This is a genomic window from Muricoccus pecuniae, assembly GCF_014199205.1.
Taxonomy (GTDB): Bacteria; Pseudomonadota; Alphaproteobacteria; order Acetobacterales; family Acetobacteraceae; genus Roseomonas; species Roseomonas pecuniae.
Genome location: NZ_JACIJD010000004.1, coordinates 231,036 through 250,787, shown reverse-complemented (window position 1 = coordinate 250,787; position 19,752 = coordinate 231,036). Strand labels below are relative to the sequence as shown.

The following is a 19,752-nucleotide window of genomic DNA, read 5'->3' as shown; positions in this document are numbered from 1 at the left end:
GCCTCGACCTTCGAGACCTCGGTGTCGACGACGCAGACATCCACGCCGAACTCGGCGAAGCAGGCACCGGAGACGAGGCCGACATAGCCCGCGCCGATCATGGCGATGCGCATGAGAACTCCCTGGCCGGTCCGCGCGCCGGGGCCCGCGGCGCGCCCTGCATATCGCGCGGGCCCGCGGCGGTCGATACAGCCGCCGGGGCCGCCGTCGAAGGCGTGATCAGCCGGCGTAGCGCGGCAGGAAGGCTCGCACGGCCTCGGCCAGGTCGGGGCGCTTCAGCGCGAAGGCGATCTGCGCCTCCAGGAAGCCCGCCTTGTCGCCGCAGTCGAATCGCCGGCCCTCGTAGCGCAGCCCGTGGAAGGGCTGGCTGCCGATGAGCTTGGCCATGGCGTCCGTGAGCTGCACCTCGCCGCCGGCCCCCTTCTCCATGAGCGAGAGGAAGTGCACGACTTCCGGCATCAGCACGTAGCGGCCGATGATGGTGAGGTTCGACGGGGCCTTCTCCACCGGCGGCTTCTCGACGAGGCCCTTGATGGAGACGAGCTTGCCCTTGTCCTCCAGCACGTCGAGCACGCCGTACTTGTTGACGCGCTCCATCGGCACTTCCTCGATGGCGACGACGTTGCCGCCGGTTTCCATGTAGGCGTCGGCGAGCTGCTTCGTGCAGGAGACCTCGCACTGCATGAGGTCGTCCGGCAGGAGGATGGCGAAGGGGTCGTTGCCGATGAAGGTGCGCGCGCACCAGATGGCGTGGCCCAGCCCCATCGGCACCTGCTGGCGCACGGTGGTGATGGAGCCCGGCTCCACCGCGCTCGCGCGCAGGTCGGCGAGGATCTGGTCCTTCGCGCGCTCCTTCAGCGTGCGCTCCAGCTCATAGGCGACGTCGAAATGCTCGACGATCGCGGTCTTGCCGCGGCCGGTGATGAAGCAGAACTGCTCGATCCCGGCGTCGCGGGCCTCTTCCACGGCGTACTGGATGAGAGGCTTGTCCACGACCGGCAGCATCTCCTTCGCCAGGGCCTTGGTGGCGGGAAGGAAACGGGTGCCCAGGCCCGCGACGGGCAGGACAGCCTTCTTCAACGGCTTCGGCACGGGAGGCGTATCCCCTTAGTCTGGTTTTCGGCCGCAGATGTGCCACGGCTGGCCGTTTTTGGAAATGCACCCCCCGGTTGCGCCCGCCGGATCAGCCGAGGAGAGCGTCCCGCGCAGCGTTCACGCGCGCCGCCAGCCAGTCCGAGCCGCCGGCATCGGGGTGGGCGGCGCGCATCAGCCGGGCATGGGCGGCGCGGATCTCCTCCTCGCTCGCCCCCTCCTCCAGGCCGAGCACGGCCAGCGCCTCGGCCCGGTCCGGCGCGGGGGAGGCGGGGCCGGCCTCCGCACGCCAGCCCGGATGGGCGCGGTCGAGCCAGGCCTCGATCAGCGGCACGCTCTCCGGGTCCGCCGAGGCGGCCTCGGCCAGGAGGGCGCGCGACTCGGCGGGGGAGAGATCGGCCAGGTCCCGCCCGGCCATGGCCCCGCGCAACACGCGCCCGGAGAGGGTGCCGGAAGCCGGGTCGAGCCGCATGGAGAGCATCGCTGTCTCCACCGTGTCGGCCGGGGCACCGCCCAGCGCGGCGGGCGGCTGGCGTGACTTCCACCAGCGCCAGGCGGCCGGGCCGAAGAGGGCGAGGGCCCAGACCAGCCCGCCCGCGCGGCCGGTGAGGAGCAGCACCACCACGAGAACCAGCCCCGCCGCGGCCAGGATCGCGGCGAGCGCGGTCTTCACCCCGGCCACGCTGGCCGTGCTGAAGGCCCTGAGACCGAGGGCGAGCAGCACGAGGATGAGCGCGCCGGCCGCGAGGGCGATCACCGCGCCGCTCCCGGCGGCGGGAGCTGGGCGAGCAGCGCGCCCGCGCCCGGCAGCCGCGCCAGCGCCTCCCGCCCGCCCGTGGCGAAGGCCGCCGCGCCGCGCAGCAGGGCGGCCAGGGCGCCGGGGCTGCGGTGGTCGAAAGGCGCCCAGGCGCCGCCCGAGGCGCGGGCGATGCCGCGCAGCACCGCGGAGGCGCCGGGATCGTCGCCCTCCTGGAAGACGAAGGCGGGGGTGCCGCGCGCCCCTAGCCGGGCTGCGGCGGCGAGGATGGGGCCGGGCTCCTCCTCCACCGCGTCCCCCACGAAAACGAGGGCGTGGAGCCGGGCGCGGGCCGCCTCCGCCTCGGCATGGCGCAGCAGGCGCAGGATCTGCGTGTGGCCACCGCGGCAGAGAAGCCCTGTCATCTCGGCGGCCAGGGCGCGCGAATCGGCCAGGAAGGGCGTGGCCCGGAACTCGCCGTGCCCGCGGTAGAAGGCGAGGCTGATCGCCAGCCGCCCGGCCGCCTCGGCGAACATCCCAGCCTGGAGATGGCTGGCCTGGTCCCAGGTGGGCTGGCGGCTGGCCGTGGCGTCCACGGCGAAGACGAGCCGCGCGGGGGAGGGGGCGGCGCGCAGGGCGGGCACCGCCGCCGCCTTCTGCAGGAAGGCGGTGACGGCGCTGGAGGTCTGGGCGGGAACCGGCGGCTTGGCCATGCCGGAGATATGGGGCGCCGCCCCTCCGGGCGGAACGGCGCCGCCCCGCTCAGCCGGATTGCGCGGCCGCGATGGCCGAGAGGTTCACGATGCCCCGCGCCGTGGTGCTCGGCACCATGACATGGACGGGCTTGTTCATCCCCAGCAGCATCGGTCCGAGCTGGAGCCCGTCCGCCGCCGCCTTCAGCAGGTTGTAGGCGATGTTGGCCGAATCGAGGTTGGGGAAGACGAGCAGGTTGGCCGAGCCGGTGAGCCGCCCGTCCGTCACCGCGCGGTCGCGGATGGCGGGCTCCAGCGCCGCGTCGGCATGCATCTCGCCGTCCACCTCCAGCGAGGGGTCGCGCTCGCGGATGAGCCGCAGGGCGCGGCGCATCTTGCGGGCGGAGGGGGCGTCGGAGGCGCCGAAGGAGGAGTGGGAGAGCAGCGCCACCCGGGGCGTGACGCCGAAGCCGCGCACCTGCTCGGCGGCGAGCATCGTCATCTCCGCGATCTGCTCCTCGTTCGGGTCCACCAGCAGGTGGGTGTCCACGAAGAACAGCGTGCCGGCGGGCAGGATCACCCCCGTCATGGCATAGACCCGGTTCACGTCCGCGCGCTTGCCCACGATGTCGAAGGCGAGGTGCCACTGCGTCATCCACTCGCCCGTGCCGCCGACGATGGCGGCGTCCACCTGCCCGGCCTCGAGCAGCAGGGTGGCGGCCACCGTGGGGCGGACGCGGATGTAGCGGGCGGCGGCGTCGGGCGGGATGCCGCGCCGCCCGACCTTGCTCTGGTAGAGCGGCAGGAGGGGGGCGAAGGCCTCGGTGTCCACCGAGGGGTCCAGCACGGTCACGCTGCCCTGGAGGTCCATGCGCAGCCCCATGGAGCGCACCCGCTCCTCGATCACGGCGCGGCGGCCGATGATGACGGGCTCGGCGATCCCCTCGTCCAGCACGGTCTGCACGGCGCGCAGCGTGCGCTCGTCCTCGCCCTCGCTGTAGGCGATGCGGCGGCCGGCATTGCGGGCGGCGGCGAAGACCGGGCGCATGAGGTCGCCCGAGCGGAAGACGAATCGCTCCAGCACCTGCCGGTAGGCGTCGAAATCCGCGATCGGACGGGTGGAGACGCCGGAGGCCATGGCGGCGCGCGCCACGGCCGGGGCGATCTCCAGAATGAGCCGAGGATCGAAGGGCTTGGGGATGATGTAGTCCGGCCCGAAGATCGGCGCCTGCCCGCCATAGGCGGCCACCACCACCTCGCTCGCCTCGGCCCGCGCCAGCCGCGCGATGGCCTCCACGCAGGCGACCTTCATCTCCTCGTTGATCGTCGTCGCGCCGGCATCGAGCGCGCCACGGAAGATGAAGGGGAAGCAGAGGACGTTGTTGACCTGGTTCGGGTAGTCCGACCGCCCCGTGGCCACGATCGCGTCCGGCCGCGCGGCGCGCACGGCCTCGGGCAGGATCTCGGGCTCGGGATTGGCGAGCGCCAGGATCAGCGGCCGGGGCGCCATGGCGGGCAGCCACTCCGCCTTCAGCACGCGCGGGGCGGAGAGGCCGAGGAACACGTCGGCCCCGGGCAGGGCCTCGGCCAGCGTGCGGGCCTCGGTGTCGCGGGCGTAGCGGGCCTTGTACGGGTCCATCAGGACCTGCCGGCCCTCATAGACCACGCCCTCGATGTCGCAGACCGTGATGTTCTCGCGCCGGGCGCCCATGGCGACGAGGAGGTCGAGGCAGGCCAGCGCCGCGGCGCCGGCGCCGGAGGTGACGATCCGCGCCTCCCCGATCGGCTTCTCCTGCAGCATCAGCCCGTTCCGCACGGCGGCGGCGACGATGATGGCCGTGCCGTGCTGGTCGTCGTGGAAGACCGGGATCTTCATGCGGGCGCGGAGCGCGCGCTCGATCTCGAAGCACTCGGGGGCCTTGATGTCCTCAAGGTTGATGGCGCCGAAGGAGGGCTCCAGCACCGCCACCGCCTCGACGAAGCGCTCGGGGTCCCGCTCGTCCACCTCGATGTCGATGGAATCGAGGTTGGCGAACTTCTTGAAGAGGACCGCCTTGCCCTCCATCACCGGCTTGGAGGCGAGCGCTCCGATGGAGCCGAGGCCGAGCACCGCGGTCCCGTTGGTGATGACGGCCACCATGTTCCCGCGGGTGGTGTAATCGTAGGCCGTGCTCGGATCGGCCGCGATCTCCATGCAGGCGGCCGCGACGCCCGGCGAGTAGGCGAGGCCGAGGTCGCGCTGGGTGGCCATGCGCTTGGTCGGCTCGATGCTGAGCTTTCCCGGCCTGGGAAGCCGGTGATAGTCCAGGGCGGCTTTGCGGAAGTCCTCGTCCATCCCGGCGTTATGGCCCCCTCGCGGGCGCGGCGCCAGCGGGGAACCGGGCCCTTCACGCCGCGTTCGTCCCCTATCGAGGCGGGAGGGAGGTCATGGTGCCGGGACCATCGGACGATCCGGGCGGCGAGATGCGCCCCGGCGACAAGGCGCCGGCGGGCACGCCGGGGGTGGAGGAGAGTGTCTGCGAGGAGTGCCAGGGCAAGGGCGAGCTGATGGGAAAGCCCTGCCTCGCCTGCAACGGCACGGGAATGGTGAACCGCCCGGTGAGCGACCTTCCCGGCATCGCGGTGGGGGAAGGACCCGATCTCGGCTCCGGCCGGGGGTGATCCGCCAGGTGCTCCGCCTCTGGCGGAGTGCCCTGGGAGAGATGCCCTGGGAAGCCGGCAGCAGGCGCGCTACATGGCGCCGGCAGGCACCGCCGGGGCGGGCCGCTGAATGCCGGATTGAAGAGCCGAATTAAAGAAATGGTGCGGTCAAGAAGATTCGAACTTCCACGGGGTTGCCCCCACCAGCACCTCAAGCTGGCGCGTCTACCATTCCGCCATGACCGCCTGCGGGTTGCGGCCCGAAGGCTGCTCCGCGGCCGGGCGTATAACCGATGAGCGCGGCGGCGGCAACCGGGCATCCCGCACCGGAATGGCTGATTTCTGACGACAGGGTCTCCGTGCCCGATGCCCTGGCCGCCATGGAGGCCCGGGTGGCCGGGATCCGCGCGGGCACGGCAGCGGAGGCCGTGTGGCTGGTGGAGCACCCGCCGAGCTACACCGCCGGCACCTCTGCCCGTATGGACGCCCTGCTGGACCCTCGCTTTCCCACCTATGAGGCCGGGCGCGGGGGGCAGTGGACCTATCACGGCCCGGGCCAACGCACGGCCTATGTGATGCTCGACCTCACCCGCCCGCACGGCACCGTGCCCGCGCGGGACGTGCGCGCCTATGTGCACGGGCTGGAGGAGTGGATGATTCGCGCGCTGGACCGCTTCAACGTGAGGGGCGAGCGGCGGGAGGGCCGCGTTGGCATCTGGGTGGCGGACCGCACGAGGGGGACGGAGGCGAAGATCGGCGCCATCGGCGTGCGCGTCTCCCGCTGGGTGTCCTGGCACGGGATCGCGCTGAACGTGGAGCCCGACCTCCTCCATTTCGGCGGGATCGTTCCCTGCGGCATCAGCGAGCACGGGGTGACGAGCCTGCACGCCCTCGGCCTTCCCGTGACGATGGAGGAGGCGGATTCCGCCCTCATCGCCGCATGGGCGGAGGTGTTCGGGGACTGAGCCCGCCCTTTTCGGCGGGCACGGCCGGCCGCGCGCGAATTATCGGGAAAGAGGGTTGATCGGCGGAAAAGCTACGGCCCGTCACACCCTTGTCGGTGGTATCGCGCGCTCCCCCTCCCTATCCTGTGATGGTCACGCCAACCGCACAGGACGGACCATTGCCCGATCACCACACCCCGCTCATCGCCACCATCGCCCTCGGCCTCCTCCTCGCCTTCATCTTCGGAATGGTCGCGCATCGCCTGCGCGTCTCGCCCCTCGTCGGCTACCTCCTGGCCGGCGTCGCGGTCGGGCCCTTCACGCCCGGCTACGTCGCGGACCAGGAACTGGCCAACCAGCTCGCCGAGATCGGCGTCATCCTGCTGATGTTCGCCGTCGGCCTGCACTTCTCCCTGAAGGACCTGCTGGAGGTGCGCTCGATCGCGCTGCCCGGGGCCATCGGGCAGATCCTGGTGGCCACGCTGATGGGCATGGGGCTGGGCTGGCTGTTCAACTGGGGAATCGGCGGCGGGCTCGTCTTCGGCCTTTCCCTCTCCGTCGCCTCCACCGTCGTGCTCATCCGCGCCCTGCAGGAACGCCGGATCGCGGAGACGGAGCGCGGGCGCATCGCCATCGGCTGGCTGATCGTGGAGGACCTGGTCATGGTTCTCGCCCTCGTCCTGCTGCCGGCCATCGCCCCGGCATTGAAGGGCGGGGAAGGGCTGTCCCTGCCCGATCTGGCGATGACGCTGGCGATCACCCTCGGCAAGGTCGCCGCCTTCGTCGTGCTGATGCTCGTCGCCGGGCGGCGCGTGATCCCCTGGGTGATGCACCACGCCGCCCATACGGGCTCGCGCGAGCTGTTCCGCCTGGCCGTCTACGCCATCGCCCTCGGCGTCGCCTTCGGGGCGGCGGAGCTGTTCGGCGTGTCCTTCGCGCTCGGCGCCTTCTTCGCCGGCATGGTGATGGGCGAGAGCCAGCTCTCCCAGCGCGCGGCAGAGGAGGCGCTGCCGCTGCGCGACGCCTTCGCCGTGCTGTTCTTCGTCTCCGTCGGGATGCTGTTCAACCCGACGATCATCATCACCGCCCCCTTCGCGGTGCTGGCGGTGCTGGCGATCATCGTGGTGGGCAAGTCGGTGGCGGCCTACCTCATCGTCCGCGCCTTCGGGCGGCCCTCGGGCACGGCGCTGACCATTTCGGCCAGCCTCGCCCAGATCGGCGAGTTCTCCTTCATCCTCGCCGGGCTCGGCGGGTCGCTCGGCCTGCTGCCCCAGGAGGGGAGGGACCTGATCCTGGCCGGGGCCATCCTCTCCATCCTCATCAACCCCTTCCTCTTCGCCCTCGTCGAGAAGCGGCGCGCGAGGGTGGCGGCGCGCTCGGTCTCCCCGCCTCACCCGGTGGCCGAGACGCCCATGGCCGAGCTGGCGGAGCCCGACCGGGCCGCGCCGGAACTCGCCCCCACCCCGCCCGCGCCCAGCCCCGCGCCCAGCATCAAGCCCGGGCTGCCTGTCGAGGCGGAGGTGGAGGCGGAGGTCATTCCCGCCATGGAGGACCATGACGTGGTGGTGGGCTATGGCCGCGTCGGCCATCTCGTCGCGCAGCGGCTGCGGGATGCCGGGCGCCCCGTGCTCGTCTTCGAGGATGCGGAGAGCATCGCCGCCGCGGCCCGCGCGGACGGGCTGCCCGCCGTGCTCGGCAATGCCGCGGACCCGCTGGTGCTGGCCCTCGCCAACCTTCCCGGCGCGCGCCGCCTCTTCGTGACGGTGCCCGAGGCCTTCGAGGCCGGGCAGGTGGTGGAGCAGGCCCGCGCCCTGAACCCCGCGCTGGAGATCACCGCCCGCGCCCATTCGGACGCGGCGGTGGAGCATCTGGAGCGGTTGGGCGCGACCTATATCGTCATGAGTGAGCGCGAGGTGGCCCGGCGGATGCTGGAACACGCCGAGGCCTGAGCGGGGGCTGGAACGAAGAAGGGCGCCCCGAGGGGCGCCCTTCCTGTCTCAGCGGCCGCTGTCGCGGAAATCGCCTTCCCGCCAGGACCGGTCCTTCCGGTCCGCACGCGGCGCCTCCGGCCGGCGCTGGCCGCCGAAGCCGTTGCCGCCGCGCCCGGGCTGCCCGCCCGCCGCGGGGCGGCCCCCGGCGTTGCGCCCGCCTTCCCGCTGCGGGGCGCCGCGTCCCTGGCCCTGCGACGGCCCGCGACCCTCGTCGCGGCGGGGCGGCCTGCCCTGCTGCTGGCGGTTCGGCCGGCGCGGCACGGGGCCGGTGGGGATGTCCCCCTCGGCCGGAACCTCCTGGCGCGTCAGCTTCTCCACGGCGCGGAGGAGGGCGACCTCGTCCGGCGCCACCAGCGCCACCGCCTCACCGGAAGCCCCGGCGCGGGCCGTGCGGCCGATGCGGTGGACATAGGTCTCCGGCACCTCCGGCAGGTCGTACTGGATGACGTGGGTCACGCCGTCCACGTCGATGCCGCGGGCGGCGATGTCGGTCGCCACCAGGATCGGGGCGGTGCCGCGCTTGAAGGCCTCCAGGGCGCGCTCGCGCTGGCCCTGGCTCTTGTTGCCGTGGATGGCGCCGGCGGCGAGGCCGTCCTGCTCCAGCTGCTTCACGATGCGGTCCGCACCGTGCTTCGTGCGGCTGAACACGAGCGCCCGGCCCACGCCCTCGCCGCGGAGAAGGTCGGCCAGGATGCCGCGCTTGCCCTCGGCGCGGGTGTGGATCACGCGCTGGTTCACCCGCTCGGCGGTGGTGGCGACGGGGGTCACCTCCACGCGCACGGGGTCGGGCAGCAGCTCCTTGGCCAGCTTGGCGATGTCGTCCGGCATGGTGGCCGAGAAGAACATCGTGTGCTTGTTGCGCGGCAGCATGCCGGCGACGCGGCGGACGGAAGGCCAGAAGCCGCGGTCGAGCATCTGGTCGGCCTCGTCGAGGACGAAGACCTCGATGCCGTCCAGCTTCATGGCGCGCTGGTTCAGCAGGTCCATCAGCCGGCCCGGCGTCGCGATCAGCACGTCCACGCCCTTGGCCATGGCGCGCTTCTGCGGGTTCTCCGGCACGCCGCCGAAGACCAGCGCGGTGCTCGGGCGGATGTGGCGCCCATAGGCCCGGATGCTCTCATGGATCTGCGAGGCCAGCTCGCGGGTCGGGGAGAGGATCAGGACGCGGCAGGTGAAGGGCGCGGCGCGCTTCGGATCGTTCGCCAGCCGGTGCAGCAGGGGCAGCGCGAAGGCCGCCGTCTTGCCGGTGCCGGTCTGGGCGATGCCGAGCACGTCCCGTCCCGCGATGGCGGCCGGGATGGCCTGGGCCTGGATGGGGGTGGGGGTGGTGTAGCCCTCTTCCTCGAGCGCGCGCAAAAGGGGCGCGGCGAGGCCGAGCTCGTTGAACTGTGTCATGGATTCCAATCGGGGCGTGCCCTTTGCGGCACGCCGCTTCGCGGGTGGAGGCGCCCCGCGTGTCCGGTCGCATCCAGGGTATCGGAAGGTTCGACGCCCCGGTCAGGGCCGCGCGCCTCATGCGCGTGGCGGCCGTCTCACGCGGCCGGGGCGTGGCCGCGGCTTGGGGCCGGGCACGACGCGGAAGATGGGCCAAGCGGTGCTGCGGCGCAAGATGTAACGGGGTGCGCTTGACGCAGGGCGGGGTGGCGGCCAGCACGGGGGGATGGGGCGGCAGCAGCTTTTGCATCTTTCGGCGGGGCGGGCGGGATGGCGGGGATGGCTGCTGAGGCTGGCCCTCCTGCTGCTGCTCGCCCCGCCGGCGCTGATCCTGACCTTCCGCTTCACCCCCGTGCCGGCGACGCCGCTGATGGTGATTCGCTCCGTCCAGGGGGAAGGGTGGCAGAGGGACTGGGTGCCGCTCGGCGCGATCGCGCCCGCCCTGGCCGAATCGGTCGTGGCGGCGGAGGACAACCTCTTCTGCCGGCAGGCGCTGGGCTTCGATTTAGGCGCGCTCCGGGGCGAGATCGCGGGTTGGGTGGAGGGGGAGCGCCCGCGCGGCGCCAGCACGGTCACGATGCAGACGGCGAAGAACCTCTTCCTCTGGCCCGGGCGCGACCCCCTGCGGAAGGTGGTCGAGGCCTGGCTCACGCCGCAGGTCGCCCTGCTCCTGCCCAAGCAGCGGGTGATCGAGATCTATCTCAACAGCGTCGAGTTCGGCCCGGGCATCTACGGCGCCGAGGCCGCGGCGCGGGCCTTCTTCGGCAAGCCCGCCGCCGCGCTGACGCGGGGGGAGGCGGCGCGGCTGGCGGCCGTGCTGCCGAGCCCGCTGACTTGGTCGGCCGCCCGGCCTTCCCCCCATGTCCTCGCCCGCGCCGCCACCATCGAGCGGCGCGTAGGGCAGCTCGGCCCCTTGCTGGACTGCCTGCGCTAGCTCTTGCCCAGAGGCTCCAGCCCCGTGCGGGTGAGGACCGGCGCGGCCTCGGGCGAGGCGAGGAAGCGGATGAGGGCGCGGGCCGCCTCGGGCTCGCGCGCGTTCGCGGCGATGCCGGCGCAGAAGATGGTGGGCTGCTGCACCGCCTCCGGGATGGTGCCGATGTAGTCGATGCCCTGGATAGGCAGCAGCTCGCTCACCTGCTGGAAGCCGACCTCGGCGTCGCCGCGCGCGACGACGGTGCCCACCCTCTCGCTCAGGATGCGGCGGCTCTTGGGCATGACCTGATCGTGGATGCCGAGCTTCCGGTACATCTCGTTCTCGATATAGACGCCGCTCGCGCTCGCCGAATAGGCGATGGAGGAGGCGTTCAACAGCGCCTGGCGGAAGGCGTCCATCGAGGAGATGTCGGGCTTCGGCGCGCCCGCGCGCACGCACATGCCGATGAGGGAGCGCGCGATGTCCACCCGGCTGCCGGGCTGGGCGAGCCCGCGGGCGATCAGCGCCTCCAACCCGTCGGCGGCGAGGAGCAGCACGTCTGCCGGCTCCCCGCGGGCGAGGCGCTGGGGAATGGCGTCCGGCGCCGCGCCCATGGAGGCGCCCTGCACCGTGCCGAGCTTGTGGCCTGTGCTCCGCTCGAACTCGGGGATAAGGGCGCGGTAGGCGGCGGTCAGCCCGCCGGAAGCCATCACCTGCACCTCCGCGGCAAGGGCTCGTCGGGGCAGGAAGGGCAGGGCGGCGGCCCCGAGCAGCAGCGCCCGGCGCCCGGTGACCGCTCCGCGCCCGGCGATCGCAGCGCGATCGGCGACCGCAAAGCGATCGGGGTTGAAGGGGTTCATGGCGTGTCCTCTCTTGCGCAGGAGACCGAACGGGCCGCGCGGCCCTATTCGAGTTTGATCCCGGCTTCCTCGACCAGCCGGCCCAGCCGCTCGGCGTCCCGGCGCACCAGGGCCGCGGCATCCGCCGCCGTGCCGCCGCCGACGATGTAGCCGGTTTCGACCAGCTTCTGGTTGATGGCGGGGTCGGACAGCGTGCGGCCGAGCGCCCTCTCCCAGCGCCGCACCACCTCCGCCGGCAGCCCGGCAGGGCCGAGCACCATGTACCAGACGGACATGTCGTAGCCCGGGAAGCCCTGCTCCGCGACGGTCGGCACATCCGGCAGGGCCGCGGCGCGCTGGGGCAGGGTGGTGGCGAGCGCGCGCAGCCGCCCGGCGCGGATCTGGGGGAGGTAGGTGGCCATGGTGTCGATGTTCACGTCCACGTCCCCGGCCAGCAGCGCATTCACGGACTGCCCCGTGCCGCGATAGGGGACATGGGTCATCCGCATCCCGCCCTGGCGGGCCAGCAGCTCGCTCGCCAGGTGCTGCTGGCTGCCGACGCCGGAGGTTCCGTAGTTCAGCCCGCCCGGCTTCTCCTGCGCCAGCGCCTTGAGCCCGGCCACGTCCTTCGCCGGGCTGTCCGCCCGCACCACCATCACCAGGGGCAGGGTGCCGACGAGCATGATCGGGGTGAAGTCGCGAAGCTGGTCATAGGGCGGGGGACGCATCAGCGGCGCGACGGTGCACTGCGTGCTGACCGTCCCGGTGAGAAGGGTGTAGCCGTCCGGCCGGGCGCGCGCGGCGGCGCCGGCGGCGAGGGTGCCACTGGCCCCCGGGCGGTTCTCCACCGTCACGGGCTGTCCCAGCTCCTCCTGCAGCTTCGGGGAGAGCAGCCGCGAGACGATGTCCGTCCCGCCGCCCGGGGCGAAGCCGACGAGCATGGTGATGGGGCGGGAGGGGTACTGATCCTGTGCCCGGGCCGCGAGGGGCAGGGCTGCCGCGCCGAGGCCGGCGAGCACGGAGCGTCGCTGGAACATGTCTTCCTCCCGTTCATTCTTGGGGAGAAAGCTGAACCCGCGCGGCGCCCCGCGTCCAGCCCCGATGCGGCGCTAAAGCGTCGGGCGGCGCCCGAAGCCGGGCTCTTCCGGGCAGTCGGCGAAGCTCTCGTCGATGCGCTCCACCCGCGCCGCGGGCGGGCCGCGCCGCGCGGCCAGGAGCACGGCGCCCACCGCCGCCTCCTCCCCGGCCAGCAGCGCCTCTACCGAGCCGTCCGCGCGGTTGCGGACCCAGCCGCTCAGCCCCGCGGCCGTCGCCTCGCCCAGCAGCCAGTCCCGGTAGCCGACGCCCTGGACCCGGCCCTTGATGCGAAGCAGGCGGGCCTTCACCGGGAGAGTTCCAGCAGCCGCGCCGCGAGGGCCACATCCGCCGCGATCCGCTCGCGGCGGGCGGTCGCCTCGGCATCGGCGCCCCAGAAGGACTCCTGGTAGGTCTCGTCGAGCGTGGCGAGCCGGTGCGCCTCCCCCGCGTCGATCCGCCCGGCCGAGAGGGCGAGGCCGAGGACGAGGCTGCCCATGGCCGGCACGGCGATGCCGAGCGCGGAGAGCCCGAAGGGCGAGTGCGCCGCCACCGCCGCGTGCAGCGCCCGCAGCGAGTCCCCGGGCTGGGCGACATGGACGATGCCCTTGGTCACCAGCAGCGGGGCGTCGTGGTGCAGCGCCGCCCAGTCGAGCAGGGGCTGCCAGTTCTCCGCCTGCAGCGCGGCCAGCCGCCGGTCCTCGGCGCGGTAGCAGAGCAGGTCGCTCTCCCCGTACTCCGCGATGGCGGCGGCGCTCGGGGCGGGGTCGGGCGCGATGCGGTCCACCGCCGTGCCGACGAGGCGGGTGAGCGGCACCTCCTCCATCGTCATCTCCCCGCCCTTGGAGCCGCCCGCCGCAGACCACTCCGCGGCGACGGCCTCGGCCAGGGGGCGGCTGGGCAGGTGCAGGGTGGTGCCGCCGGGCAGGCGCAGCGGCCGGCCATCGAGGAGAATGCCCCAGCCGGCATCCACGGGCTGGGCGGCGGCTTCGTTCCAGAAACGCTTCATGGCGGGGAATTGGGGTTTCAGGGGGTGGGGTGGCAAGCTGCCCGCCATGCAATCGGCGGTGATCTATGCTGCGTCGGCCCTGGCGGAGATCGGGGGCTGCTTCCTCTTCTGGGGATGGCGGCGCCTGGGCTGGCCGGGATGGGTGCTCGCGCCGGCCATGGCCTCCCTCGCGGCCTTCGCCTGGCTGCTCACCCTCGTCGAGTCCTCGGCCGCCGGGCGGGCCTATGCGGCCTATGGCGGCGTCTATGTCGCGGCCTCTCTCGTCTGGCTCGTGGCGGTGGAGGGGCGGGTGCCGGACCGGTGGGACCTCTCCGGCGCCGCCCTCTGCCTCGCGGGGGCGGGGGTGATTCTCTGGGGCGGCGGGGCCGGGCGCTGAGCCCGCCCGGCCTCGCGCTCAGGCGCGGGTGACGTGGACGTCGGGCTTGCGGCCCCCGTTCCAGCGCCCGCCGATCGCGCGCTCGACCTGCGCAGCGAGCTGCAGCAGCAGCCCATCATTCGCCTGCCGCGCCTGGGCCTGGATGCCGAGGGGCAGCCCGCTCTCCTGCTCTCCCAGGGGGAGGGAGATGGCGGGAATGCCGCAGAGATTGGACAGCGGCGTGTAGGCGAAGTTGCGCCAGAGATTGCCAAACCAGTCGAGCACCGAGGGATTATCGGAGATCGTCAGGTACTCCGTCGTCCCGATCCGCGGCGTCGGCAGGGCGGTGATCGGGGTGAGGATGATGTCCCAGCTCTCGAAGAACTCGCCGAAGGCGCGCGAGGTCGTGTTGAACACGGCCTGCATCCGCGCCCGCTCGGTGTAGGAGGTGTTCAGCCCGGCCTCCCAGATGCGGATGTTGACCGGCTCGACGAGATCCTCGGGCGGCCGCTCAAGCCCGCGCTGCGCGATGAGGTTGTTCACCGTCTGCGCGAAGTTGCTGATGTAGCAGGTGGTCTGGGCCGCGAAGGCGGCGCGGAAATCCAGCTGGGGCAGCGCCCATTCGACATGATGGCCGAGGGACTCGAGCAGTCGGCCGGCGCGCTCCAGCTCCTGCACGAAATGCGGGACGGCGCGGTAGTCGCCCCATTCATGCGAGAGCGCGATCCGCAGCGGCCGGGGGTCGCGCCCGATCAGCTCGGCATAGGGCTCGTCGGCCGTCCAGTAGGGCATGAACTCGCCCGGCGCGCCGCCGCGGCAACTGTCCACGAAGGCCGCGGTGTCGCGCACGGTCCGCGTGTGGCAGCCCTGGATGGAGACGAGGCCCGTGAGGTCCGAGGCGTGGGGCGCGATGGAGAAGACGCCGCGCGAGGGCTTCAGCCCGATATTGCCGGTCGCCCCGGCGGGGATGCGGATGGAGCCGCCGCCATCCGTCGCGTGGGAGATCGGCAGCACGCCGGCGGCCACCACCGCCGCGGTGCCGGCGGAGGAGCCGTTGGTGGTGTAGCCCGTATCCCAGGGATTGCGCGTGACATAGACGGCCGGATTCTCGGCCGAGGAGCAGCAGCCGAACTCCGGTGTCGTCGTGCGCCCCATGATGTTCAGCCCGGCCCCGCGGATCCGCCCGGCCAGGTAGCTGTCCGCCGAGGCCCGGTTCCCGCGCATGAGCAGGGAGCCCATCTCCTGCAGCCGGCCCTTCAGCGTCGGGCCGAGATCCTTCATCAGGTAGGGCACGCCCGCGAAGGGGCCCTCGGCATTCAACCCGCCGCTGAGCGGATCGGCCACGAGATCGTCGAACACCTCCACGACGGCGCCGAGGGCGGGGTTGGTCATGGCGATGGCGGCCGCGGCCTGGGCGGCCAGCTCGGCGGGCGTCAGCTCGCCCCCGCGCACCCGCGCGGCCAGCGCCGTCGCGTCGTGCGCGGCCCACTCGTCCCAACCCATGGCAAGTGTCATGTCGCGAGCCCGTTCCGGAATGCGTGGCGAGGGGGCGTCCGCGCCCCTCAGTTCAGCTCGTTCTTGAAGAACCGCCCGTCGCGCATGATCGCGCGCATCGCCGTCCCCCCGTTGGCGAGGACGGAGATGTCCTTCAGCGGGTCGCCCTCCACCACCAGCAGGTCCGCCTTCGCGCCGGGGGCGAGAGTGCCGATCTCGCCCTCCATCATGCAGAGCCTCGCCGCGAGGGTGGTGGCCGAGAACAGGATCTCGTGCACCGGCAGCACACGGGCGCGGATCTCGAACTCCATGGACTGGTACTTGTGCAGCCCGCCCAGCAGGTCCGAGCCGAAGGCCATGGGAAGGCCGGCGCGGCGCATGATGTCGAGGGATTCCAGCCCGGCCTTCCTCACCGTCTCGATCTTGGCGACGGATTCCGGGCCGAGGCCCATCGCCGCGCCCTCCAGCGCCAGCCCCTCATAGGCGACGAGGGTGGGGCAGGCGATGGCGCCGGCCTTCACCGCCATCGCGGCCGTCTCGGGCTGGATGAGGTTGCAGTGCTCCAGCGAGTGGACGCCGCACTCCACGGCGCGGCGGATCGCCTTGTCCGTGTAGAGATGGGCGGAGACATAGGTGCCGGCATTCTCCGCCTCCTCCACCGCCGCGCGGATCTCGTCGCGCGAGAAGCCGAGAGCGTGGATGGGATCGTTGGGCGAGGCGACGCCGCCATTAGCCATGATCTTGATGAAGCGCGCGCCGGACTTGATCTCCTCCCGCGCGGCGCGGCGAACCCCGTCCACCCCATCGACCAGCCGGCCCAGCGCGCCGACCCGCGCGGCGAAGACGCCCTCGCGGTCATCGGCGCGCGGGCGGAAGTCGGAATGCCCGCCCGTCTGGCTTAGCGCCTTGCCGCAGGGAATCACGCGCGGCCCGTCGATCAGCCCCTCATCCACCGCCACCGCGATGCCGGGCTCCGCACCGCCGAGGTCGCGCACGGTGGTGAAGCCGCGCATGAGCATCCCGTGCATCACCCTGACCGCCCGCATCATGGCGAGCGAGTTGGGCTGCGCCGCGTTCTCCGCGACATTCACCATGGAGGCGACGACATGGACATGCGCGTCCACCAGCCCCGGCATGATGGTGCGGCCGCGCAGGTCCACCCGGGAGGCGGAAGCGGAGGCGATGGGCCGGTCCGACACCTCGCGCACGCGGTCTCCCTCGACCAGCACCTCCATCCCGCCGCGCAGCTCCGTCGCGCCGGGCTCAAGGAAGTGGCCGTTGGTGAAGAGGTAGGAGGTCATGCCCTGTCCTTGCTCCGGCGCGTCACCGCGCGTGTTGCCCCTCGCGCGTCAGCGCGCATCTGTCCCGTGCGCGTCACCGCGCACCCTGTCCCCCGCGCGTCACCGCGCATCCCGTTCTGCGTGCGTCACCGCGCATTCCATTCCGCGCACGTCACCGCGCGACCGCGTAGCCCTGCATGCCGCGCGGGTTGGCGGCGGCCTTCACGACGTGGCCTTCCCCGTCCGCCTCGCGCGCGCAGGCGGAGAGGCGGCCCTCGGACCAGTCGTCGCCGAGCGTCACCCCGTGCCCGCGGCGGCGCAGTTCCTCGACAGTCGCGGCGGGGAAGCGGCCCTCCAGCGTCAGCGTGCCGTGCGCGGTCTCGCGCGGCCAGAAGGAGGAGGGCGCGTGGTCCGTGTGGAAGGCGGGCGCGTCGATCGCCTCCTGCAGGTTCATCCCGTGATGCGCGTGGTGCAGGAAGAGCAGCAGCGACCACTGCTCCTGCTGGTCGCCGCCCGGCGTGCCGAAGGCGAGGTAGGGCTTGCCATCGCGATAGGCGAAGCTCGGCGTCAGTGTCGTGCGCGGCCGCACGCCGGGCGCCATGGAGGAGGCGAGCCCCTCCTTCAGCCAGAACATCTGCCCGCGCACGGTGATGCTGAAGCCGAGGCCGGGAACGACGGGGCTCGATTGCAGCCAGCCGCCGGAGGGCGTGGCGGCCACCATGTTCCCCCAGCGGTCCACGACATCGACATGGCAGGTGTCGCCCCGATGCGTGCCGCCGGCGGTGATGAGCGCCTCGCCCGCGCGGTCCGTCGCGCGCGCGTCCTCCCGCGCGACGGTCGGCTCGCCCGTGCCGACCCGCGGTTCCTTCAGCGTGCCGGCGGGGCTGAGCGGCGGCATCACCGGCGCGCGCCCCTCGGGGCTGCCCGGGCGGAACTCGTGGGAGGCCTGCTCCCCGATCAGCGCCCGCCGCGCGGCGGCGTAGTCGGCCGAGAGCAGCGCCTCCAGCGGCACGGGCGCGCTGTCCCCGTACCAGCAGTCGCGGTCGGCGAAGGCGAGCTTGATCGCCTCGGCCACGACATGCACGAAGTCCGGCCCCACCGGGTCCATCCGCGCGAGGTCGAAGCCGGACAGGATGTTGATCGCCTGGAGGAAGGACGGGCCCTGGCTCCAGGCGCCGCATTTGAACACGCGGAAGCGGCCGTGATCGGCATGGATCGGCCGCTCCACCGGCACCTTCCACGCGGCCATGTCCTGCCCCGTCAGCAGGCCGCGGTTGCGGCGGCCCGAGACGTCCCAGACCTCCGCCTCGCGGTAGTAGCGGTCCACCGCTTCCGCGACCGGGCCGCGATACCAGTGGTCGAGCGCGCGGCGGATCTGCCCCTCGCGCCCGCCCGCCGTCTCGGCATCGGCGAGCAGCCGCTCATAGGTTTCGGCCAGGGCGGGGTTGCGGAACAGGCGCTCGCTCTCCGGCACCCGCCCGCCGGGAAGGTAGATCTCGGCCGAGCTCGGCCAGTGCGTCTCGAACAGCTCCCGCACGGAGGCGATGGCGGCGGGGATGCGGGGGACGAGCGGGTGGCCCTCCCGCGCGTAGAAGATGGCGGGCGCCAGCACCTCGCGCAGCGGGGCGGTGCCGTGCTCCAGCAGCAGCGTCATCCAGGCCCCGAAGGCGCCGGGCACGCAGGCCGGCAGGAGGCCGGAGCCGGGGACGAGGTCGAGGCCCAGCCCGCGCAACCGCTCCATCGTCGCGGCGGCGGGGGAGGGGCCCTGGCCGCAGATCACGACCGGCTCCTCCGCTCCTGCGGGGCAGGCGATGATGGGCGCGTCGCCGCCGGGGCCGTTCAGGTGGGGCTCCACCACCTGCAGCACGAAGCCTGCGGCGGCGGCGGCGTCGAAGGCGTTGCCCCCGCGCTCCAGCACCCCCATCCCCGCGGCGGAGGCGAGCCAGTGGGTGGAGGCGACGGCGCCGAAGGTGCCGCGCAGCTCGGGGCGCGTGGTGAAGCCGGGCATGTCAGGCTCTCCCGAAACGGGCGGGGTCGAAGGGACGGAGGTCGGCGCCCGCCTCGCCCCGCGTGAGCAGGCCGGCGACGTGCCGCGCGGTGACGGCGGCGAGGGTGAGGCCGAGATGCTGGTGCCCCGTGGCGACCACCGCGTTCTCCAGCCCCGGCGCCCGGCCGATGGCGGGCAGGTAGTCCGGCAGGCTGGGCCGGTCGCCCGTCCAGCGCGAAGTGGCGTCCGGCACGGGGCCGAAGAGGTCGCGCGCGTGGCGGACGAGGATATCGGCGCGGGACCAGTCCGGCGCGCGGCGCGCGGCGCCCAGCTCCACCGTCCCGGCCAGGCGCGTGCCGTGCTCCATCGGCGTCGCGATGAAGCCCCGCTCGGCGAAGGAGACGGGGCAGGGCAGGGGGAGCGCGCCCGGCGGCAGCATGGCGTGATAGCCGCGCTCGGCCGTCAGCGGCAGGCGCAGGCCGAGCATCGGGCCGAGGCGCGCGCTGGCCAGCCCGGCGGCGAGGACAACCCCCTCCACCGCCCGCTCCCCCGCGGGCGTGACGATGGCGGCGATGCGCCCGCCCTCGCGGCGCAGGCCGGTGACGGGCTGCGGGAGGAGGGTCGCGCCATCGGCCATGACGCGGGCGGCGAGGTCGCGCACCAGGCGCTGCGGTTCCACCGCATGCGCCGTCTCCGGAAAGAACAGCCCGCCGCTGACGGGGGCGGCGAGGCCGGGCAGGCGCTCCGCCACCTCGGCGGAGGAGAGGGCTTCGAGGCGGACGCCGTGCGCCGCCATGATCTCCGCCTCTGCCCGCGCCGCCCGCGCGCCGGCGGGGCTCTCCGCCAAGGTGATGGACCCCTCGTGCCGCAGCAGCGGGGCGAGGTCGGGCGCGTCGAGCAGCGCGCGCCAGTCCGCCACCGCGCCCGCCAGCAGCTCGGCGAGAGCCGCGGTGCCCGCGCGCACCCGCGCCGGATGCGCGGCCATGGCGAGGCGAAGGAACCAGGGCATCATCCCGGGCAGCCCGCGCCAGCGCAGGGTGAGCGGGCCGGAGGGGTTGGCGAGCATCCGCGGCACGCCCGCGATCATCCCCGCCCGGGCGAGGGGCTGCACCTGCTCGATCGCGATGTGCCCCGCATTGCCCGCGGAGCAGAGGGAGCCCGGCGGCTCGGGATCGACCAGCAGCACGGGCCGCCCCGCGCGCTGGAGGGCGCGGGCGCAGGCCGTGCCCACCACCCCCGCGCCGATGACGGCGACGGGCGCCCCCGCCATCA

Annotated in this window: 19 protein-coding genes and 1 tRNA gene; 5 read left to right on the top strand and 15 right to left on the bottom strand. The window is 73.2% G+C overall.

Features of this window, described 5'->3' with window-relative positions:
- From FHS87_RS06545 to FHS87_RS06525, 5 genes are all read right to left on the bottom strand, one after another.
- The coding region (locus FHS87_RS06545) for a hypothetical protein (protein WP_184515134.1) at positions 1 to 113 on the bottom strand (113 nt) is incomplete at its 3' end.
- 106 nt (positions 114 to 219) lie between these two features.
- On the bottom strand, positions 220 to 1,092 hold the full coding sequence (gene galU, locus FHS87_RS06540) for a UTP--glucose-1-phosphate uridylyltransferase GalU (protein WP_184515132.1): 873 nt from the start codon (positions 1,090 to 1,092) through the stop codon (positions 220 to 222).
- A gap of 91 nt (positions 1,093 to 1,183) precedes the next feature.
- Complete coding sequence (locus FHS87_RS06535) at positions 1,184 to 1,849, bottom strand: J domain-containing protein (protein ID WP_184515129.1); 666 nt, start codon at positions 1,847 to 1,849, stop codon at positions 1,184 to 1,186.
- Positions 1,846 to 2,541 (bottom strand): VWA domain-containing protein, encoded by a 696-nt coding sequence (locus tag FHS87_RS06530; protein WP_184515126.1) that lies wholly within the window; start codon positions 2,539 to 2,541, stop codon positions 1,846 to 1,848. Before FHS87_RS06530 ends, FHS87_RS06535 begins: the two co-directional genes overlap by 4 nt.
- A 49-nt stretch (positions 2,542 to 2,590) precedes the next feature.
- The gene (locus tag FHS87_RS06525; RefSeq protein ID WP_184515123.1) at positions 2,591 to 4,855 is read right to left on the bottom strand and encodes an NADP-dependent malic enzyme; all 2,265 of its coding nucleotides are present in this window, start codon (positions 4,853 to 4,855) and stop codon (positions 2,591 to 2,593) included.
- 92 nt (positions 4,856 to 4,947) lie between these two features.
- Here FHS87_RS06525 and FHS87_RS06520 point away from each other — a divergent pair, with 92 nt between their 5' ends.
- Positions 4,948 to 5,181, top strand: a complete 234-nt coding sequence (locus FHS87_RS06520; RefSeq protein ID WP_221299600.1) for a hypothetical protein — start codon at positions 4,948 to 4,950, stop codon at positions 5,179 to 5,181.
- A 139-nt stretch (positions 5,182 to 5,320) separates the two neighbouring features.
- Here FHS87_RS06520 and FHS87_RS06515 read toward each other — a convergent pair.
- A tRNA-Leu gene (locus tag FHS87_RS06515) sits at positions 5,321 to 5,406 on the bottom strand.
- 47 nt (positions 5,407 to 5,453) lie between these two features.
- Here FHS87_RS06515 and lipB point away from each other — a divergent pair.
- Both lipB and FHS87_RS06505 read left to right on the top strand, forming a co-directional pair.
- On the top strand, positions 5,454 to 6,125 hold the full coding sequence (lipB, locus tag FHS87_RS06510; protein WP_184515120.1) for a lipoyl(octanoyl) transferase LipB: 672 nt from the start codon (positions 5,454 to 5,456) through the stop codon (positions 6,123 to 6,125).
- Between the two features lie 158 nt (positions 6,126 to 6,283).
- Positions 6,284 to 8,053 (top strand): cation:proton antiporter domain-containing protein, encoded by a 1,770-nt coding sequence (locus tag FHS87_RS06505; RefSeq protein ID WP_184515118.1) that lies wholly within the window; start codon positions 6,284 to 6,286, stop codon positions 8,051 to 8,053.
- 48 nt (positions 8,054 to 8,101) lie between these two features.
- Here FHS87_RS06505 and FHS87_RS06500 read toward each other — a convergent pair whose 3' ends face one another.
- Entirely contained in the window at positions 8,102 to 9,490 is a 1,389-nt protein-coding gene (locus tag FHS87_RS06500) for a DEAD/DEAH box helicase (protein ID WP_184515116.1), read from the bottom strand.
- Positions 9,491 to 9,773: 283 nt separating this feature from the next.
- Here FHS87_RS06500 and mtgA point away from each other — a divergent pair, with 283 nt between their 5' ends.
- On the top strand, positions 9,774 to 10,463 hold the full coding sequence (mtgA, locus tag FHS87_RS06495) for a monofunctional biosynthetic peptidoglycan transglycosylase (protein WP_312861896.1): 690 nt from the start codon (positions 9,774 to 9,776) through the stop codon (positions 10,461 to 10,463).
- On the opposite strand, the gene FHS87_RS06490 is transcribed toward mtgA, so the two are convergent.
- From FHS87_RS06490 to FHS87_RS06475, 4 genes are all read right to left on the bottom strand, one after another.
- Positions 10,460 to 11,302, bottom strand: a complete 843-nt coding sequence (locus FHS87_RS06490; RefSeq protein ID WP_184515112.1) for a substrate-binding domain-containing protein — start codon at positions 11,300 to 11,302, stop codon at positions 10,460 to 10,462. The genes mtgA and FHS87_RS06490 overlap by 4 nt on opposite strands.
- Before the next feature lie 44 nt (positions 11,303 to 11,346).
- Positions 11,347 to 12,318 (bottom strand): Bug family tripartite tricarboxylate transporter substrate binding protein, encoded by a 972-nt coding sequence (locus FHS87_RS06485; RefSeq protein ID WP_184515110.1) that lies wholly within the window; start codon positions 12,316 to 12,318, stop codon positions 11,347 to 11,349.
- Between the two features lie 72 nt (positions 12,319 to 12,390).
- On the bottom strand, positions 12,391 to 12,666 hold the full coding sequence (locus tag FHS87_RS06480; protein WP_184515108.1) for an acylphosphatase: 276 nt from the start codon (positions 12,664 to 12,666) through the stop codon (positions 12,391 to 12,393).
- On the bottom strand, positions 12,663 to 13,364 hold the full coding sequence (locus tag FHS87_RS06475) for an ATP12 family chaperone protein (protein ID WP_184515106.1): 702 nt from the start codon (positions 13,362 to 13,364) through the stop codon (positions 12,663 to 12,665). Before FHS87_RS06475 ends, FHS87_RS06480 begins: the two co-directional genes overlap by 4 nt.
- Positions 13,365 to 13,410: 46 nt before the next feature.
- On the opposite strand from FHS87_RS06475, the gene FHS87_RS06470 reads away from it, so the two are divergent.
- Entirely contained in the window at positions 13,411 to 13,740 is a 330-nt protein-coding gene (locus FHS87_RS06470) for a YnfA family protein (RefSeq protein ID WP_184515204.1), read from the top strand.
- A gap of 18 nt (positions 13,741 to 13,758) precedes the next feature.
- On the opposite strand, the gene FHS87_RS06465 is transcribed toward FHS87_RS06470, so the two are convergent.
- The 4 genes from FHS87_RS06465 to FHS87_RS06450 form a co-directional block, all read right to left on the bottom strand.
- Entirely contained in the window at positions 13,759 to 15,234 is a 1,476-nt protein-coding gene (locus tag FHS87_RS06465) for an amidase (protein WP_184515103.1), read from the bottom strand.
- A 47-nt stretch (positions 15,235 to 15,281) separates the two neighbouring features.
- On the bottom strand, positions 15,282 to 16,514 hold the full coding sequence (locus FHS87_RS06460) for a metal-dependent hydrolase family protein (RefSeq protein WP_184515100.1): 1,233 nt from the start codon (positions 16,512 to 16,514) through the stop codon (positions 15,282 to 15,284).
- A gap of 151 nt (positions 16,515 to 16,665) precedes the next feature.
- Positions 16,666 to 18,501 carry a gamma-glutamyltransferase family protein gene (locus FHS87_RS06455; RefSeq protein WP_184515097.1) on the bottom strand — a complete coding sequence of 612 codons (1,836 nt, stop codon included), beginning with the start codon at positions 18,499 to 18,501 and terminating at the stop codon, positions 16,666 to 16,668.
- A 1-nt stretch (position 18,502) separates the two neighbouring features.
- Positions 18,503 to 19,750 (bottom strand): NAD(P)/FAD-dependent oxidoreductase, encoded by a 1,248-nt coding sequence (locus tag FHS87_RS06450; protein WP_184515094.1) that lies wholly within the window; start codon positions 19,748 to 19,750, stop codon positions 18,503 to 18,505.
- Between the last annotated feature and the right edge of the window lie 2 nt (positions 19,751 to 19,752).